Raw genomic sequence first — 18,214 nt, 5'->3', positions numbered from 1 at the left:
CAATGGGGTTTAACACGGTGCCAGCGACTACATCTCAAGGGGGAGAGATTCGTGAGCCCGACACCACCAACCTACAATCCGCCACGCCTTGTGCTTGCCAGCGGCGTGAACATCATCCTGCGCGACGCCACCCACATCCAATTCGGCCTCGATGCCACGCGCACCGGGGTCTTAGAATCACCGCTTGCCCCGGAACTTGCCGAGCTCTTGCACACCCTGAGCACACCCATCGCGCGCCCGCTGGCCGCCGAGGAGTTTGCGGTGCGTACGGGAGCAGACAGAGCAGAGATTGAGTCGCTTTTCGACGAGCTCCTCTCCTACAAAGTCCTCATCCCACCGAATGGGCGCACTGTGTATCTCGTTGGCTCCTCTCCCCTCGCGGTGGAGATCAGCGGCCAACTCCACGACCTGGGTTTTCGCGTGCGCCGGCCTACCCGCGGGGAGACCGACAACGCCTTTCTGGCCCAAATAGACCCTGCAAACCCAGTCTTGCTAGTGGATCGGTTGGCGCACAGCCGCTCACTGGCACCTGCACTGACCAGGTTGGCGCCCAATGCGGTTCCCGTGACCATTTTCGATCACCGGGCGTTAGTGGGCCCGGCACGCATCGCCGGTCACGGCCCGTGTCTGTTGTGCCTGCAATTGGGGCTGACGAAGATCGACGAGCGCTGGCACCACGTCTCAGCTCAGTTGCCGGGTGGGCCCCTTCGCGTTGATCCCACGGTTATCGCGGTGGCTGCGGCGGAGGCGGTGGCGTTTGTGCGCCGCTTGATTGATGAACAGATCCCACCGGGAATCGTCGTCAAGCGCCTGCGACCTGGCGATTATGTCCTGCTTGACCCCTTCGTGGAACCTGCGCGTGAGGTGGGTGCCATGCCGCAGAGCGAGGTGTGCCCGGTGTGTCTGCAGGCGCGCCACGCTAGCGGAATCGGTTGAGAACCTCGAGGACTGCCTCGCCGTAATTGTCCACCTTCGCAGGCCCGATGCCCGAAATGTCGAGGAGTTCGGCTTGGTTGCGTGGCATGGCCTCGGCGATAGACATGAGGGTCGCGTCGGTAAACACCATGAACGCGGGCTGGCCGAACTGCTTCGATTCGCTCAACCGCCACTGTTTGAGGGCGAAGAAAACGTCCTCGTTGTAGCCGGGTTCGCAATCCTCGTGGCGGCCGAGGCTCTTTTCCGCCGGGGTGTCCAACGGGAAGCCACACACGCGACAGGACTTGGCCCGCTTGAGCCGCTCGGGGGATTTCTCCACTTCGAGCTCTGGGGCGATGCCGTCGAGGAAACGGGAGCGTTTCCTGGATTTATTGCCACCTTCCTGCCGCGCAAGAGCCCAAGAGAGATGCAGGTGGATCCTCGCGCGGGTCACGCCGACATAGAAGAGGCGGCGCTCCTCCTCGATCTGTTCGTCGCCGGCTTTGACCGCGTGCGAGATGGGCAGTGTGTTTTCGACCAGGCCGACTAGGAACACGGCATCCCACTCGAGACCCTTGGCAGCGTGCAAGCTAGCCAGGGTCACCCCGTCGACGCTTGGTGGCTGCTTGGATTCCGCGCGGCGTTGCAGCGAGCCCAACACATCAGTGAGGGTGCTTGCCTCACCGGAGCGCTCAATCTGCTCGATCAAATCCACTAGGGCACCCAGGGTCTGCCACCGCTCGCGGGCCTGTGCGCCCTGAGGTTCCGTTGGTGTCAGCCCGAGCGGGGCGAACGCGGCGCGGGCGACGGCGACCGGGGACTCCCCGGGATCGGTGCGGCGCGCAGCCGAAATGAGAGTGTTCATGGCCTCGCGGATTTCGGGACGCTTGAAAAATCCCTCGCCACCGCGGACCTGGTAGAGAATTCCCGCATCGGCGAGTGCTTGTTCAAAGGCCGCCGACTGAGCATTGATGCGGTAAAGCACCGCGATCTCCCGCGCGGGCACGCCCTGGTTGAGCAGGCTTAAAATCTTGCCAGCGACTTCTCGCGCCTCGGTCGGTTCGTCGTCGTAGGCACTAAAGGTGGGCTGCGGGCCGTGCTCGCGCATGCCTTGCAGCTCAAGGCGAGTCCCTGCCACGCGCCCCTTGGCCTGCCCAATGATCGTATTCGCCAGTTGCGTGATCTCAGGGGTGGATCGGTAGTCGCGCTGCAGCTTGACCACTGTGGCATTGGGGTAGGTCCGCGAGAAATTCAGCAGGTAGTTCGGGGTCGCTCCGGTAAAGGAGTAAATTGTCTGATTCGCATCGCCAACCACTGTGAGATCGTCGCGCTCGCCAAGCCATGCCTCCAAGACGCGTTGCTGCAGTGGGGTGACGTCCTGGTACTCGTCGACAAGAAATGTGCGGTACTGGCTGCGGAACTCCTCGGCCACCGCCGGCGCGTTCTCGAGCGCACCTGCAACGTGGAGAAGCAGATCATCGAAATCAAGCAGCATGCCTTCGGAGCTAGTTTTCGCATCCTCGTACAAACGGAAGACCTCGCCGACCTTCTTCGCCTCTACCGGCGGGGTACGGTGATAATCATCAACCTTGTCGGCGTAGGACTCAGGCGTGATCAAGGTGGCCTTCGCCCACTCAATTTCACCGAGCAGATCTCGGACAGTTTCCTTGTTCGAGCTCAGCCCAACCGAATGCGCAGCCCTGGCAACCAGCGGAAACTTGTTATCCAGCAACCTCCAGGGCAGATCCCCTGCCACCTGGGGCCAAAAGTAGCGCAGCTGGCGCAGTGCTGCCGCGTGAAAGGTGCGGGCCTGGACTCCGCCGATGCCCATGGTGCGCAGGCGGTCGCGCATCTCCCCTGCCGCACGCGAAGTAAACGTCACCGCGAGGACACGGTTCGGGGAGGTATGGCCCTGGTCGATCAGGTGGGCAATGCGATAGGTGATGGTGCGGGTTTTACCGGTGCCCGCACCAGCCAGGATGCACACAGGTCCACGTGGGGCGGTGGCGGCGACCCGTTGATCGTCGTCGAGTAGATCGAGGTCGATCACTTAAGCATTCCCTTCGGTTCGAATTTCATAGTTTCCCGTGCGCCAGCCTTCAATAAGAGTGCGAGCAAGTGAACCAGGAAGTGGCAACGCCAAGGTGTTCAAGTCCTCGCGTGTGGCCCAGATGATGTCGGAGAGTTCCCCATCGGTCTCGCCAGATGGTTCCTCGTCGCTAGATTGCGCATAAAACCCCATCATTAATGAGCCCGACATTGCCCACGGCTGCGAGCCCGCATAGGTCGGGTTTGTGGCCACGTAACCGGTTTCTTCAAACACCTCGCGGATGAACGCTTCTTCCAAGTTCTCACCGTGTTCAACGTAGCCAGCGATGCAGGAGTAGAACGGCCGGTTAAAGTTTCTGCCCAGCAAGATCGCGTCGTGGTGTTCGTGGACGACCACTCCGATCACGGCCGGGTCGAGGCGCGGGAAAATCGGATGCTCCCCCGCTCCTTGGGAGACAAACCCAGCTTCGTCGAAATCAACCGGTGAACCATCACGCGGATCGTAGAGTGCACGGTCTCGATTAGCCAGCAGGCTCACTGCACGTGCAATGGTGCGGTCTTGGGCAAAATTGCGCGCATACCCAATCCCGTTCAGCGCCACGTCTTTGACCACCGCACGGGGCACCCTCACCGCAAAGACATCGTCATGCACGCGGATCGCATGCCCCAGACCCGCGCCTATTGCCGCTGTGATGTAGAGCGGGCGGCGATCCATGTCTAAGGGGAAGGCTCCCCTTTCGTCAATAAGTAGCAGTTTGGCCATTAGTCGCGGGGTACCTCCGTCGCGCCCGGGGAGTAACGGATATACAAAAGCCTGTCGCCTGGTTCAACCGTCTCCGCCTCTGGAGAATCAATGCGGTAGAGCTCGCCCGAGCGCACCACGCCAAGGACAATGTCGGCTAGGTGTCGCGGGTTTGCGCCCACTTCGTCGTCGGCGATTGGGCGCTCTGCCACCGCGAAGCCTTCATCGGGGCTCAGCAAGTCTTCCATCATCTCCACCACAGTTGGGGTGACGGTGGCAAGTCCGAGCAAGCGCCCGGCGGTCTCGGAGGAAATCACCACAGAGTCCGCGCCAGACTGCTTCAGCAGGTGCTGGTTTTCGCTTTCACGCACACTGGCCACAATCATCACCGACGGCGCGAGCTCGCGCACCGACAGCGTCACCAGCACGGCGGTGTCATCCGAGGAGGTCGCAACAACCACAGACCGCGCCCTGGTCACACCTGCGATCTTTAACACGTCCGACTTCGTACCGTTGCAGTGCACGGTGACCAGGCCTTCTGTTTCCGCACGGCGCAGGCCTTCCTTGTTCGTGTCCACCACAACAATCTGAGCAGGGTTGACGCCATCGGCGACGAGCGCGTCCACTGCGGAACGCCCCTTCGTGCCATAACCAATGATGATGGTGTGGTTGCGCACTGTTTTCCTCCAACGCTGAATTTGCAAAGTCTTGCGGGAATCTTCGGTAAGCACCGCGAGTGTGGTACCGACCAAAAGCATCAGAAAAGCGATGCGGGCCGGGGTAATAAACACAACATTGACGAACCTGGCGCCCTGAGTCACCGGGGCAATATCACCGTAGCCCGTAGTAGACAGTGACACTGCCGAGTAATACACGGCGTCCAAAAACGTCAGTTCTTCCGAGTAGCCGTTCTTGTCAAAATAAACGACCAGCGACACCAGCACCAATAGCACCGCTGCCCATGAGAACCTGCGGAAAATCAGGCCCCACGGGCTAGACGCAAGCTGCTCGGGGATGTTAATCACGCCGAGCAGGGCGTGGTCCGGCAATTCCGTGAGCTCTAAATCGCCCCGGAAGCGCGGCCGAAATTGGTTAAATGCGCTCACACCCTAGAGTCCCTTCTTACTAGATTCTGCACTGAACTCTAGTAGCTTTTCCAACTCTTTCTGGTCCGGTAGGTCTTGTGGCGCGAAATCCTTGTCGGTGCGCACATAATAAAACGCCGCGCGCACCGGTCTCCCATCGTCCGCGATCCGCCGCCAGGCCTCCTGGTACACGGCGAGCTGAATCTTCGCCGTGTCCATCTGCGAGCCAACCGGTTGCTGACCAGTCTTCCAGTCCACCACCCACCATTGCTCCTGCCCATCCACTGTCACAGAAAACACCGCGTCAATGCGACCGCGCACCACCGACGACCCCAGCGCGATTTCAAACGGGTGCTCCACAAAACGCGGCGTGCGTTTGGCCCAGTGGCTCTGCTCAAACGATGCCTTCAACCTTGCCAGAGTCGCCTCGTCCACATCGGCGTCGTCGCTACCCGGCAATTCGTCCTCGGTGAGCAACGGGCTTGCCCCATAAAAGTCCTCGAGCCATTCATGGAAGGCCGTTCCGCGCTTGGCGTAGGAATTCGGCTTGAACGGCACTGGCCGCCTCGCCCGGCGCGCAAACTGCTCGGGGCTGGCATGAATCGCCACAACATCCGAGGCCGTGAGCTCCCCTGGCAGTTCCACCGCAAGCTCCGCCGCAGAGAGGGACTGCTGTTCCTCGATCAGCGCCGTTGTGTCGCGTTCCCACAGGTCAAAGAGCTCGCCACGGGCGTGTTCAGGGGGTGAGGTCAGCGCGTCGTCGACACGCGATGCTGCCTCGAGGCCATGCTTATCGACGATCGTCTGTGGCCATGTGCCTACCTCCGGGGCGCGGGCAACGCCCTTTTCTGCCTCCTCGCCTTCGGCTTCGCTCCACTCGACGATCCAGTCTTCGGGGACGATCTGGGCAAGCTTTTCAAACGGCTCGTAGGGCTTGACTGCCTTTGTTCCCGTTCCGCTGTGGCGCGAACCCGTGATCAGTAGTTTGCGCTCGGAGCGGGTCAGTGCCACGTAGAAGAGGCGGTAGTTCTCCTCGGCGACATCCCCGCGCTGATCGGCGATGAATTGTTTGCACAAGTCCTCGAAATCTTTGCGATCACCGGCTTCTTCGAAGGCATCGAAGGAATCCGGGGTGAGCCGCTTAATCTGCGTGAGGAAGGTTTCTGCCTTCGCGGCGTAGGTGCCCGTGTCGGCGTGGGCAACAACAACGGTGTCCCATTCCAGGCCTTTTGCCTTGTGCGCGGTGAGGATCTGCACCCGATCGGTGCGCACCGAGACGGAGCCAGGGGCCAGGCCGTCCTCGTGCTCGCGTGCCAGCTCGAAGTAGTCCAGCAAACCGTCGAGGCTGGCACCTGAGAAGCCTGCTACCTCGTCGGCGAGTTTGTCGAGGTGGACTGTGCCGGTGCTGCTGGGGCGCGCCAGCACTTCGGTGCGGATGCCAAACACGCTGATGATATCGGCGAAAATATCCGTGAGTGGCTTGCCCAACGAATGGGTGCGCAGGTAACGCAGCTTGGACGCGAGGATGCGCAGGCGATCGAGGCCTTCCTCGCTGTAGCGCTCCGGCTCACCTAGGTCGGCCACGGCATCGGTGAGCCCGGCTGCTTCCCTATTTACCGAGGCATCACTGCCCTCACGGACAAGGGCGTCCAATTCCTCGCGCAGGGCCTCGAGTGGATCCTCGGATGCGACCTGCTCGGTGGTGTCTTTATGGTCGGCTGCGCCCGAGAGGTTGTGGGCGCGCCCGGCAAGGGCAACGATATCTTTCAAACCAAGCCCAACGGCAGGTCCCGACAGGATGCGCAAGGCTGCTTGGGAGTCCTCCGGGCGGATCAGCATGGTGGCAATCGCGACAACGTCGGCTACCTCCGGCACATCGAGCAGGCCTGCAAGCCCCACGATTTCGAAGGGCACTCCCCGTGCTTCGAGCGCTTCGGCGATGGGTTGCGAATGCTTGTTCTTTCTTACCAGCACAGCTGCGGAGAATTCGTCGCTCGCGCTGAACTGCGCTGCCAGTTCGTCGGCGATGTAATCGACTTCTTCGTCTTTGTGGTCAAAGAAGCCCAGCCGGACCTCTCCTTGGCCGGGTTCCGGACGCGACTCCAACCTGGCCACGGTCCTCTTTTTCGGATCGGAACCCAAAACATCATCAGAAACAGCGTTTGCTAGCTGCAAGACCTCTGGCGGATTGCGCCACGAGGTGGTCAGTTCCTTCTTCGGTGCTTCTTCCCCGCCAACCGGTGGGAAATCCTGCACAAAGGCTTCAAGGTTTTCGGCTGTCGCGCCGCGCCAACCGTAGATCGCCTGCATCGGATCGCCCACCGCGGTCACGGTCAAAGGGCGCGCAGAACCAGCACCAGAACCAGCACTCTCCTCTTCGTCCCTGCGCTCGCCATAGAGGCTGCGCAACAACACTCGCTGAGCGTGGGAGGTGTCCTGGTACTCATCCAGCATGACCACCCGGAAGCGGCGACGCTGCGAAGCTCCAACATAAGAGTGCTCGGCGGCGAGTTTCGCTGCCACCGACATCTGTTCGTTGAACGTGACTACTCCGCGCTTGTTCAGCTCGGCCTTGAGTTCTTCAATCAACGGCAGATAGTCCAAGCGCTCCAGTTGGGTGTCGCGCCACCCAGCCACGGTAGCGGTGAAATCCTCAACTCGCTGCTTTGGGCCCTTAGGCAAGGACTCGCTCTCTGAGATAAACGTGTGCGCATCGTCCGAGACCTGCTCGGCGGTGACAAGACCGTTGCCCATCTCAGTGACCAAATCCAGCAGATGTGTCGTCGCGGAGTTCACCTCGGCGCCTCCACGGAGATCACCTGTGTAGTTCATAACTACTTCGCGGGCAATGGAGTGCAGTTCGGCGGCGGTAATCAGGCGCGAGTCCGGCTCGACGGGGACCAAAAGGCCGTATTCTCGCACAAGATCGGCTGCATAGGCATCGTAAGTAGATACCGTGGGCGCAATAACTGTCAGGGCTTCCCCCAGCTGACCTGTGGGATCAAGCCGGCGCACCAAATCAGAGTTGGAGGCCAACGTGGCCAGCCGGTCGCGGATCCTGCGCCCGAGTTCCTGGGCGGCCTTACGCGTAAAGGTCAACCCCAGGACTTCCTCGGGGCGGGCGTAGCCATTGGCTACAAGCCACACCACGCGCGAGGCCATGGTTTCGGTTTTTCCTGCCCCGGCTCCGGCAACCACCAATAGCGGGCCGGGTGCCGCGCCGATCACATCGGCTTGCTGGTCGGTTGGGGGAAACTTCTGACCGAGGTATCCGGACAGGACCTTGGGCGACATATCAGCCATGAGTAACGTCTCCTCCTTCTGGTTGGACTGGGCAGACCTGGCGCACTGGGCAATAGGTGCAGTGCGGGCCTGTTTTTGCGGTCAGTGTGGGACCGGTAAGTTCTGCGGGCAAGGGCGTAATCGCCTCGAGGAACTCATCGAGCTCCTCGGGAGATTTCTTCGCTTGCTCCCTGGTGGTAATGCCCTTGGACGCCTTTGCTGGATAGACCAAGATGGCGCTACCCACGCTGATCGGTTCTTCTCCGGGCCCCGCGGTGACCACGCCTTCGTCGCGAAGCACCCCGCGCGAAAGCGCCAACTGGTATGCGAACAACTGGGCATTCGCGGCCGTATCTTCTTTCGAGGGAACCGACTTGCCTGTCTTAAGATCCACAATGACGGCCTCGCCAGATCCTTCGCGTTCCAGCCTGTCCATGCGCCCGCGGATTCTCACCTCCTCGGAGATGCTCACATCAACGTCGACCTCGGTGCCAACGAGCTCGAGGGCCGAGCGGGACTGCACCATCCACTGGTGCGATCGCTGCAACAATTCGTCAAAGGTCTCGGTATCCGATTCCGCCTTCCAAGCGGGAACGCTGCGGATTTCCTGATATGCGTTGATAGTGTCCCGGCGCGCTAATTCCTCATCGGCGCCCTTGGCAATCGCCTCAAAATAGGCATGCACCATGGAACCACGCACCATGGCCACGGTGTTGGGAGTCTGCAGAGCTCGACCTAGTACGTCTTGCAACGGGCAGGCCAACAGCCCCTCGATCCGCGAAGGAGATAACGCACGCGGCGCATCGATCGGCTCACTCGTGGACGGCTGCGTCGTCGTGTACCACTGCTCAGGATGAGCGCCTGCTACTCCTTCCTGCGCCAGGCGCGCGAGCTGCCGGGAGGCCTGGTTCTTCGAGGCTTCCGAGCCCTCAGGATCCGACACGGCCCGGCGTAATTCTGCAAGCAGTTCGTCCTTGGCCAGTACTCGGAAAGTAGACGTGCCTTCCTCGACTGCGTCCGCGCTCGCCGGGGCATAGGCCTGTTCCACCAGCTCAACGTGTAGATCGTGGCGTGCGCAGAATTCCTCGATGAACCGAGAGGGCTCGCGGGCCTCATCGTCATCGGGGGCATTGACCGAGGTCACCACAACTTCTTCGGTAGCACGAGTACTAGCCACATGGAAGAGGCGCCGCTCCTCTTTGAGCCGGTCCGCGCTATGCGAGACCGGCAAGTTCGGGTCAATGTCTCGGTCAAGCAGGTCAACCAAATCCTCCTGCCCGAACAAGGAGCCCGTCTCCCCGAGGCTCGGCCACGTGCCTTCTTGAACTCCCGCGACCACCACGCGCTGGTATTCGCGCCCGACCACGCCGTGCGCCGTAAGCAGGGCGACGGCATCAGGAGTTGCTATACGACGATCGCGCACACCCGTAGGCAGCTCTTGTTCGGTGATGTGAGTGACAAACGCATCGATGCTGGCGTGCTCCCTGCGCTCTGCGAAATCGCCCGCGGCATCGAATAACGCCATCATGGCGTCCAGATCTCGGTCTGCCTGCGAACCGGCCGCACCGCCACGCAAGGCCTGGGCTAACAACCTGTCCGAGAGCTTGGTGGCATTCCAGACTTCCCAGAGAACCTCTTCCACGCTGGCATTTCTTTCCAACGCCTCGTGGCCGGCTCGCAAGACCGACCTGATCCGCTCAAGAATGCCAAGCTCACGGTCGGTGAGCACTCCTTCAAAATCAGGCAATTCGCTGGAGTGGCGAAGCAATTCCTGCAGCGTATCTTCGGCACGTGTTCCCGGCGCGAACCTGCGTAGACCGCGCAGCAAACGCCTCAGGGTGACTGGGTCCGCGCCACCGACCGGTCCGAGCAGCAGCTCGCGCCACTCCGAAGGTGTCAGCTCCGTGTACAGGGCACGGATGCCCAAAAGCATCGCCGAGACAATGCGCTGTTCTCCCAGCACCACATCGGTGGGGTTCAGCGACACGGGTACCTCAGCCTGGAGCAATGCGCGGCGAATCGGCTCAATCATCCCTGTCGAGCGCACCACCACTGCCATGTCCCGCCAGGCAACGCCCTCATCTAGGTGGGCGCGACGCACATAATCGGTCAGGAACGCTGTATGTGCTGCCTGTGTTGGAGCTTCCGCTACTCGACGACGCGGGCTACGACGCGAGGCGCCCAAATCAATCGGAGTGGCCTTAAGCTCTTGGAAAAACGCTGGAGAGGCACCACGGAAATGAAAGACCGACTGTTCAAGGTCTCCCCCGACAACGGCAAGATCTGCCTCGTCGATCAGTTGCTGGAGCAGCTTCCCCGATGTTGGATCGAGGTGCTGGGCATCATCAACAACAATCGTGTGCCAGCGAGAGCTAATCGGCCCGGAAAGCACCGCCGAAACCAGCTCTGAGGCCGAATAGCTGTGTACTCCCCACAAACGCATGACGTTTTGATACTCCGCGAGGAAATCCCCAGACGCCTGCCAAATCGGCCGGTTGTGCAAGACACCCAGATCACGCAGGGTGTCGGGAGTTTGCTGGCGTTCGACGGCACGCAAAATGAAATCTCGCAGCTGGCGGGCAAAGCCCACAAACGTGAGCGCCGAGCGCAGATCCTGTGGCCAGGAACCGGTGCCGTATTCCGCATTACCCTGCAGCAGCTGGCGAATGACCGAGTCTTGCTCCGCGCCGGAGATCAACCGGATTTGTTCGCTTGAACGCTGGCGTAGCAGCGCAAAGGCAAGGGAGTGAACGGAGCGAACAAGTGGTTCGTTGGCCACGAAGCCAGACTCCGCCACGCGTTCTGACAGCTCGCGGCGCAAGCGCGCACCAGATTCCTTCGAAGCGGTAACTACCAGCACGCCATCTGGGTCCTTGCCTTGCTCGATGGTGTTCATCACCGTGTCCACCAAAAAGCTGGACACACCTGAGCCGGCTTGACCGGTTACTTTCCACACCCCTTGCTCAGGCAGGGGGTACTGCCACGAGCGCTTCTTCGTCACCGCAGTACGCGGGACTAAGTACACCGTGGGGTTGGGAGGTAATTCAACGCTGGGTAGTTCAGGCCGCTTATTCGACATGCCCTAGATTGTTGCAGACGCGTCAGACATGATGAGCTTTTCAACTCGTTCAATGTTCGAAAGCGCGTAAATATCCCCTGGTTGGACCAGTCGTTGGCGGTATTCCAACGCCCGCTGGCAAAGCTCAGAGAAGTTCGGAACGTGCATCCATCGGCTTAAGACCGCGCTGTCCACAGCGCGGTGAAGCAGGCCATCGACCAAGACAAGTGCGGCACTATATCCGTGCGGGTGTGGCGTTGCCGTTGGCACGATATCAGTCAGAGCTGGGAGCAGGGTTCCGGAGTAGATCGTGCAGGCAAGAAAGTCCGCATGGCAGACCTGTGGCTTTCCAGGCACGTCTGCTCCATCCCACGCAGCACGGTCCGCGGCGGCCCATTCGTCGTCACGCTCTATTGTGGGGACCTCGACCTCGGCCATCGCCGTATCGAAGCGCAATGCTGCAGCGATGGTTTCGTCGACGCGTCGCGCGTTCTCGCCCTCGATGTAATCGCTGGCTTTGTATCCGCCAACGATGAACCGTCCGTCAGTTGCACGAACGGGGCGTGCAACGCGGACGCCGTCAATGGAGATCTTGTCGCGGATTTTGGCCGACCACGCGGCCGTAGAGTTCGCCTGAGAGACGACAATATTTCCGTACAACACTCCGTTGTCCCACGCCTGGCCCAACGCGGTGGGGTTTAAAGAATCGGCCTGGAATGCAGACAAGACGTGCTTAGGTAATGCCACGTGAAACTCCTTTGGGACTTACAGATTTGGGAACGGCCAAGCGTTCGCGTGGCATGTATTACCATCGTCCGGATAAACCTCGTCTGGGTTCATGCGCTGCAGGTCAGAATTGTTCAGGCTCAACGTTTGCTGCATCATGATCGGGGCAAGCGCACCATCTTCACCACACGGGACGTGGTCAGCGTATCCGATGCCGTGGCCGACTTCGTGGTTGATCAGGTACTGGCGGTAAGCACCGAGGTCACCCTCGAATGGTGCGGCACCGCGGACCCAGCGCGCCTCGTTGAGTACGACGGTGTTGCCTCCACCCAAGGTCGTGCGGCAACTGGTTTCCATTTCCAAGTCTGCGCCACACATCTCAGCCGTTGTATTTACTGACGAGAGCTGGATACGCATGTCAGGGTTCTGGTCGGGCGTCACGTGCTCGAAACGGAAACTGGGGTCATTTGTCCAGCCACGGGGATCCGAAAGCGTTGCATCCACCATGCGGGCAAATGCTGCGTCGCCGCCGTAGGAGCTGGTATCCACGCCGTTTTCAATCTCAACGACGTAGGTAGTTACCAACGAATCCCCCTGGCCGGCAACTAGGCCCGGCTCACCAACAACGCGGTAAGTTTTTTCACCCTGCTGGGTGAAGGAGCCACCGGCAGGCAGCCTCGACATGTCGATCTGGACGGGATTCGACTGTGAAGGATCGGGCCCAGGGCCACGCGAGGCGCTGGGGGTACGAGAACCTGTCGAAGAAGAAACTTCTGAAGTGTAATCCGCCGCTGAGGCATCTTCAGAAGGCGTTCGTACTACATCAACCACCACAAAAATGGTGATTACAGCGAGCACAGGGATGGCGTAGGCGCGCCACCCGTACTCACGGGCAAACCGAACTAAAAACGCTTCAAATTTTGAGCGCTTTGATTCTGGTTCGGTGTCTTGCCCCTGCGAGGTGGCGTGCTGATCACCTTCGAAATCTTGGAGGTCTGCCATAGTACAAACAATTTAGCGCATTAGCCCGCAAAACCCACGGCGTGAGGAGCGGACTGGCCAACCTCGACGTAAGAAATCCGGTCGGTGCGAAGCACAAACTTGCGCTCCTTTGCATCCTGCAGGGTCACGGTAGCCTGGTTGGACTCGATGGCCTGAGTAATCTTTTCTACTACATCTTCCTGAGCATCAGAGCTAGAGATAACCAGTTCGCGTGGGCTTTGGAGAAGACCGATCTTGATATCCATAATGTGGGTTTTCACTATCCTTAGTAAATTGTTGATTTGGTCGCTGAATACGACAGTGATTCTATTGTAGTCGCGTCGGCTAAGATAGCTCGTGTGTCCTCGAACGTATCTGACCACTTAGACCACTCAGACCGTCAAGACCGTTTAGACCACGGTGCCAATACTCCAACACCAACTCCGACTTTTTCCGAGCTTGGTGTCGCCGAGGAAATCACCGACGCGCTTGCTGCACAAGGCATCACGCATACGTTTTCTATTCAGGAGCTCACGCTTCCTTTGGCCTTGGACGGCACCGACCTCATCGGGCAGGCCCGCACGGGTATGGGTAAGACCTATGCGTTTGGAATTCCCCTGCTAGATAGGGTTTTTGACGATGCTGATATCGCAGAGCTTGACGGCACTCCACGCGCTTTGGTGGTCGTTCCCACACGCGAGCTTGCAGTCCAGGTGGGCTCTGATCTAACCCAGGCTGCAGTCAATCTGCCGATCCAGGTGCTTAACATCTACGGCGGTCGCCCATACGACGAGCAAATCGAAGCGTTGGACGCTGGAGTAGACGTTGTCGTGGGCACTCCTGGTCGCCTGCTTGATCTCTACGAGCGTGGCTCGCTCACCCTCGATAAGGTGGCAATTTTAGTCCTCGACGAGGCCGACGAGATGCTCGACCTCGGTTTCCTGCCTGATATTGAAAAAATCTGGTCGGCACTGACCCATAAGCACCAAACGATGTTGTTCTCGGCCACTATGCCCGGCCCGATCCTGACATTGGCTCGCACGTTCATGCACAAACCAGTACATATCCGGGCAGAATCCGCAGATGCCGGTGCCACCCACGCGACAACGAAGCAAGTGGTTTTTCAGGCGCACAAGATGGACAAGCCCGAGGTCACCGCCCGCATTCTTCAGGCTAAGGGGCGCGGGCGCACCATCATTTTCACCCGGACAAAACGCACGGCTGCCGAAGTAGCCGAGGACATGGCCAAGCGGGGTTTCTCCGTGGGGTCGGTGCACGGTGACTTAGGCCAAGAGGCCCGGGAGCGCTCGCTAAATGCGTTCCGTACTGGTTCCGTGGAGATCCTTGTCGCAACCGATGTTGCTGCCCGCGGCATTGACGTCGACGATGTCACCCACGTGATCAATTACCAAACGCCAGATGACCCAATGACCTATGTTCACCGCATTGGCCGGACCGGTCGTGCAGGTCAGTCCGGCACGGCAGTGACTTTGGTCGGCTACGACGAACTGCATAAGTGGTCTTTGATTAACGCCGAGCTTGGCCTCGAGCAACCTTCCCCACCAGAGTGGTTCTCCACATCTCCCGAGCTCTATGAAGCCCTGGATATTCCAAAGGATGCCACCGCCACGGTCGGCGAACCACGCAAGGTTGTCGGTGCGAAATCAGTGTCGCAGCAAGGGCGCAGGCCACACGGTTCAAGTTCCGCTCGCCGGCAATCGCGTCTTCGGGGCCGCTCCTAAATGGCCGTCGCACCCCTGAATCGCTCGAAGAAGGATTGGATTGCCACCGGTGTGATCACCGTGATTGTTGTGGTGGTTGTCTTGATAGCTTTTTTCACCGCGCCCATTCGCTCTGCCGAGCTCACACCGGCGAACAGTACGCATCAAGACTACGGCCAGCTCACCGTGATCCCGGAAACTCTTCACGAGACCACACGCGTTTCCGAATCCTCCCCCGCGCTTGCCCCGATTGTGGCGTCCGGGATGACCGTGGGCTACGACGGGCATACCCTGCGCGCCTATACGCCGGCGGGTTCGCAGGCTTGGAGTTATTCGCGTGACGACGAGTTGTGCGCTCTCGCCTCAGCGTGGGGGAAAGTAGTAGCTACCTACCGTACCAATGTGGGCTGCGGCGATGTTGTGGCCATTGATGCAAGTTCTGGCAATTATGCCGGCACTCGTTCCGCTAACGCCCCTGATGAAGTCGTCTCTGTTTCCTCGAAAGAGCGGGTGGGCACGGTCAGTGGAGCGCGCACTGAGCTGTGGCGTTCAGATCTGGTGCGCACCGTCGAGTACGGAGAAGTAGAAGCCCCCCAAGAGGCTGGCATGCAGCCGAATTCAGGTTGCCTCATTACCTCGGCACTGACTAGTTCAGACCTCTTCACTGTTACCGAGATCTGTGGAGATACGACCTGGCTGCGTTTCCAGGACACCACGCCGAAGGATTCACGCGCACCCGAAATCCGCGCAAATGCGACGATCTCTCCCGGCTCCGTGCTTGTTGGTACAAGCACTCATGTCGCAGCTATATACGATCCCACGACCGAAGAAGTCATCGGAATCAACGATTCAGGAGTCGAAGTCTCTCGCTCCAAAGTTGCAGCTCTCGGCGAGATTCCCACGCTGTTCGAACCTGCAGTTCACTCGCTTCCGAACCATGAGAGCTTCTTCGACGGCACCAGCCTCTGGCTCATGAATCCGCAGACCATGGCCGTACAAACTGTTTACCAGGGGGCACTGGGCACAGGTATCGCCGTGGACAACAAGCTGCTATACCCTGTCGAGGGCGGGATCGCCGTAGCCGATTGGGATGCCCAGCAAGTCGAGCGCACCATTCCGGTCGATCGCGGGGGCTATGTCGGCACGGTATCGCTCGGTTCCGCGGGGGGCACCATCGTCGAAAAGCGTGGCGACGAGTTGTTCTTCTTAAGCTAAGCGCCGTAATGCGAGGCAACCCACTCGGTAGAGCGCGGGTTAAACAGCATGATAAGTGTGATGATCGCCGACAGGCCGGTAACGATGCCCAGCGCCATTGCTCCGCCCGTGATCATGAAATAGGCAACGCCGAGCAGGATGAATTGCATCAGCACGATCAGACCGCGGCCCCGAACCTTACCTTTCAGCATGGCAACGGCGGCCACGCCCATCCCGCCAAAGACCAAGATGATGAAGATGGCGGTGCCGTATCCAACGTACTGAGCATTCGGGCTTGCCGATTCCACCGAGGACTGCTCCGTGCCCGCTATCTCCCAATAAATTTGCATGCCGGCGTAAATGAATGCGGCAACCATCTGTACGAGCGAGATTATCGCGGCCCATTTCAATGGGGCGGGGAGCTGAGTTCCTGGTGCTTGAGGTTTCTTCGTCACATTAAGCGAGTCTAGCTTCCCTGGGAATTTTCTCCGCTTTCCCTTAACTTTAAGTCAAAGCAAACTCAACGTAACTTGCAGCTTATGCAGTTTGCTTAATGGAAATGTGATCTGCGCCCCAATTTGAACCACGAAGATTTGACCTTTCCAAAGAAGTGCGCATATTTCTTTAGTCCCGATAACCGCAGGTCACGCCATTGGTGATATGGACACATTTAGAAAATGTGGCGTAGGTTACGTAGATTAACTGCATGAAATTATGTGAGCTTCATCACATTTTAGGCGCTAACTCTAGCGCTAATGAACTAAACATGTCATGATTCTCGGGTAGCAAAAACGACGGGCTAATTAATTAGCCATTAACTCTCGGTCACCACGGAGTTAAAACCAAGTAAAGTTGATGGGCCTCGGAACCACCGCAGGACTGCCGTCCCACCACTTGGTACGCAAACACTTTGCATTAGACACCCACTTCACATGGGGTCTATTTGTGGTGCGCATTGAAAGTCTCACAACACCAAGCAACAACAAGCAACACCGAACTCGCTGTTCGAAACACTTAAGGAGAAAATTACCATGGATTGGCGCCACGAAGCTATTTGCCGCGATGAAGACCCAGAACTGTTCTTCCCTGTCGGTAACTCCGGCCCTGCACTTTCCCAGATCGCCCAGGCCAAGCTGGTCTGCAACCGCTGCCCAGTAACCTCCCAGTGCCTGAAGTGGGCACTTGAAACCGGCCAGGATGCTGGTGTCTGGGGCGGCTTGTCTGAAGAAGAGCGTCGCGCTCTCAAGCGTCGCAACAAGGCACGCGGTCGTCGTGCTCGCGTCACCGCATAAGCGCGTTAGCGCGACTTTCTAAAAAGTCTCCTCTTCTGCTGGCCTCCTTTAATAACAGGACCCAAATTTCCTGCTGATAATCCAAAACACTATTGTCAGTAGGTAAGAAGTTATCTACTCACCTATCTCGAAGGAGGCCGCATATGTCGAAGCGTGGTCGTAAGCGTAAGGACCGTCGCAAGAAGGGCGCAAACCACGGTAAGCGTCCAAATGCTTAAGAACAGCTAACGCCCTCTTTCCTTTCACAGGAAAGAGGGCGTTTTTCGTTGGTTTATATATTTGATTATGACCAGTGACTTTCAGTATAGGTAATCGAAATACGCTGCATGATACGCGTGCGCAGCTGCTCAGGCGCAGGCTCTGGCTGCCCACAACGGCGCACCATGGCCCTAACTTCTTGCTCTGACTTCAATCGTCCGAAGCACTCGGGGCAGCTTGCAATGATCGTTTGAATTTCTTCTGCGCGCTCTGGGGTTGTGTCATCGTCGAGTAGCTCGCAGAGAAGCGCTTGCTGATCGTCGCACTGCTTGCCGCAATTTTCCTCGTGGTTCTCGGCACTCATTGCTCGATTCCTTCCTGCATGTCTGGGTGGTCTAATCCAATGCCTTTTTCGGCTGCTACGTCTTTCAACAAACCCCGTAGTTGTTTTCTTCCACGATGGAGACGACTCATCACAGTTCCGAGTGGCGTATCCATAATTTCAGCGATCTCTTTATAGGCCAAGCCCTCGACATCGGCGAGGTAGACCACCATGCGGTAATCGTCGGAAAGCGAATTCAATGCCTCGGTGATTTGGGAATCCGGCATGTTTTTCAAGGCCTCGACCTCGGCCGATTGCAGGCCGGTCGAGTCATGTGTGCTCGTGGTGTAGAGCTGATGATCAGTTACTTCATCCGCCGACGTCTCCAGCGGGCGACGCTGCTTCTTGCGATACGTATTTATATAGGTATTCGTCATGATGCGGTACAGCCATGCCTTCAAATTCGTCCCCTCTTTGAACGAATCAAAGGCTTTAAATGCCTTGAGATACGTTTCCTGGACGAGGTCCTCGGCGTCCTGAGGATTTCGGGTCATGCGCAGGGCGCCACCGTAGAGCTGATCCAGAAGTGGCATGGCCTCCTCAGTGAAACGCTGAGAACTATCGGTCTGTGACATGTGGCCATTGTAAA

The 18,214-nt window shown here is 58.8% G+C and carries 16 protein-coding genes; 5 read left to right on the top strand and 11 right to left on the bottom strand.

The features are described 5' to 3' along the window. Window positions 1-51: 51 nt before the first annotated feature. Complete coding sequence (locus ACXZ66_RS03965) at window positions 52-936, top strand: hypothetical protein (protein WP_458750625.1); 885 nt, start codon at window positions 52-54, stop codon at window positions 934-936. Here the strand turns inward: ACXZ66_RS03965 and ACXZ66_RS03960 are convergent. From ACXZ66_RS03960 to ACXZ66_RS03925, 8 genes are read right to left on the bottom strand one after another with little or no spacing between them, the layout of a single operon-like run. Then, entirely contained in the window at window positions 920-2,965 is a 2,046-nt protein-coding gene (locus tag ACXZ66_RS03960) for an ATP-dependent DNA helicase UvrD2 (protein ID WP_458750624.1), read from the bottom strand. The two genes, ACXZ66_RS03965 and ACXZ66_RS03960, sit on opposite strands and share 17 nt — an antisense overlap. Next, window positions 2,966-3,727, bottom strand: coding sequence for an NAD(+) diphosphatase (locus tag ACXZ66_RS03955; RefSeq protein ID WP_458750623.1), 762 nt, complete (start codon window positions 3,725-3,727; stop codon window positions 2,966-2,968). Next, window positions 3,727-4,812: a potassium channel family protein gene (locus tag ACXZ66_RS03950; RefSeq protein WP_458750622.1), complete on the bottom strand. Its 1,086-nt coding sequence runs from the start codon at window positions 4,810-4,812 to the stop codon at window positions 3,727-3,729. The genes ACXZ66_RS03955 and ACXZ66_RS03950 overlap by 1 nt, the downstream gene beginning before the upstream one ends. 3 nt (window positions 4,813-4,815) lie before the next feature. After that, window positions 4,816-8,094 (bottom strand): ATP-dependent helicase, encoded by a 3,279-nt coding sequence (locus tag ACXZ66_RS03945; protein WP_458750621.1) that lies wholly within the window; start codon window positions 8,092-8,094, stop codon window positions 4,816-4,818. Then, window positions 8,087-11,152: a PD-(D/E)XK nuclease family protein gene (locus ACXZ66_RS03940; protein WP_458750620.1), complete on the bottom strand. Its 3,066-nt coding sequence runs from the start codon at window positions 11,150-11,152 to the stop codon at window positions 8,087-8,089. Before ACXZ66_RS03940 ends, ACXZ66_RS03945 begins: the two co-directional genes overlap by 8 nt. 3 nt (window positions 11,153-11,155) lie before the next feature. Beyond that, entirely contained in the window at window positions 11,156-11,878 is a 723-nt protein-coding gene (locus ACXZ66_RS03935; RefSeq protein WP_458750619.1) for a TIGR02569 family protein, read from the bottom strand. Between the two features lie 18 nt (window positions 11,879-11,896). Beyond that, a complete protein-coding gene (locus tag ACXZ66_RS03930) occupies window positions 11,897-12,859 on the bottom strand; it encodes a DUF3152 domain-containing protein (RefSeq protein WP_458750618.1) in 963 nt (320 codons plus the stop codon). 20 nt (window positions 12,860-12,879) lie between these two features. Continuing rightward, window positions 12,880-13,119 carry a DUF3107 domain-containing protein gene (locus ACXZ66_RS03925; RefSeq protein ID WP_458750617.1) on the bottom strand — a complete coding sequence of 80 codons (240 nt, stop codon included), beginning with the start codon at window positions 13,117-13,119 and terminating at the stop codon, window positions 12,880-12,882. A gap of 195 nt (window positions 13,120-13,314) precedes the next feature. Here ACXZ66_RS03925 and ACXZ66_RS03920 point away from each other — a divergent pair, with 195 nt between their 5' ends. Both ACXZ66_RS03920 and ACXZ66_RS03915 read left to right on the top strand, forming a co-directional pair. Next, on the top strand, window positions 13,315-14,580 hold the full coding sequence (locus ACXZ66_RS03920; protein ID WP_458751258.1) for a DEAD/DEAH box helicase: 1,266 nt from the start codon (window positions 13,315-13,317) through the stop codon (window positions 14,578-14,580). Continuing rightward, window positions 14,581-15,774 carry an Rv3212 family protein gene (locus ACXZ66_RS03915; protein WP_458750616.1) on the top strand — a complete coding sequence of 398 codons (1,194 nt, stop codon included), beginning with the start codon at window positions 14,581-14,583 and terminating at the stop codon, window positions 15,772-15,774. Here the strand turns inward: ACXZ66_RS03915 and ACXZ66_RS03910 are convergent. Next, the gene (locus ACXZ66_RS03910) at window positions 15,771-16,208 is read right to left on the bottom strand and encodes a hypothetical protein (protein WP_458750615.1); all 438 of its coding nucleotides are present in this window, start codon (window positions 16,206-16,208) and stop codon (window positions 15,771-15,773) included. The genes ACXZ66_RS03915 and ACXZ66_RS03910 overlap by 4 nt on opposite strands. Window positions 16,209-16,784: 576 nt before the next feature. On the opposite strand from ACXZ66_RS03910, the gene ACXZ66_RS03905 reads away from it, so the two are divergent. Together ACXZ66_RS03905 and ACXZ66_RS03900 are read left to right on the top strand one after the other, a co-directional pair. Further along, window positions 16,785-17,045 (top strand): WhiB family transcriptional regulator, encoded by a 261-nt coding sequence (locus ACXZ66_RS03905; RefSeq protein WP_458750614.1) that lies wholly within the window; start codon window positions 16,785-16,787, stop codon window positions 17,043-17,045. A 143-nt stretch (window positions 17,046-17,188) separates the two neighbouring features. Beyond that, complete coding sequence (locus tag ACXZ66_RS03900) at window positions 17,189-17,263, top strand: 50S ribosomal protein bL37 (protein WP_370513275.1); 75 nt, start codon at window positions 17,189-17,191, stop codon at window positions 17,261-17,263. Between the two features lie 65 nt (window positions 17,264-17,328). Here ACXZ66_RS03900 and rsrA read toward each other — a convergent pair whose 3' ends face one another. Together rsrA and ACXZ66_RS03890 are read right to left on the bottom strand one after the other, a co-directional pair. Next, window positions 17,329-17,607, bottom strand: coding sequence for a mycothiol system anti-sigma-R factor (rsrA, locus tag ACXZ66_RS03895; RefSeq protein ID WP_458750613.1), 279 nt, complete (start codon window positions 17,605-17,607; stop codon window positions 17,329-17,331). Continuing rightward, window positions 17,604-18,200, bottom strand: a complete 597-nt coding sequence (locus tag ACXZ66_RS03890) for a sigma-70 family RNA polymerase sigma factor (protein WP_458750612.1) — start codon at window positions 18,198-18,200, stop codon at window positions 17,604-17,606. The genes rsrA and ACXZ66_RS03890 overlap by 4 nt, the downstream gene beginning before the upstream one ends. Window positions 18,201-18,214 lie beyond the last annotated feature (14 nt).

Source organism: Corynebacterium sp. S7 (genome assembly GCF_054401105.1).
Note: the sequence above shows the minus strand (reverse complement) of the source record. Positions and strands in the feature narration are given on the sequence as shown.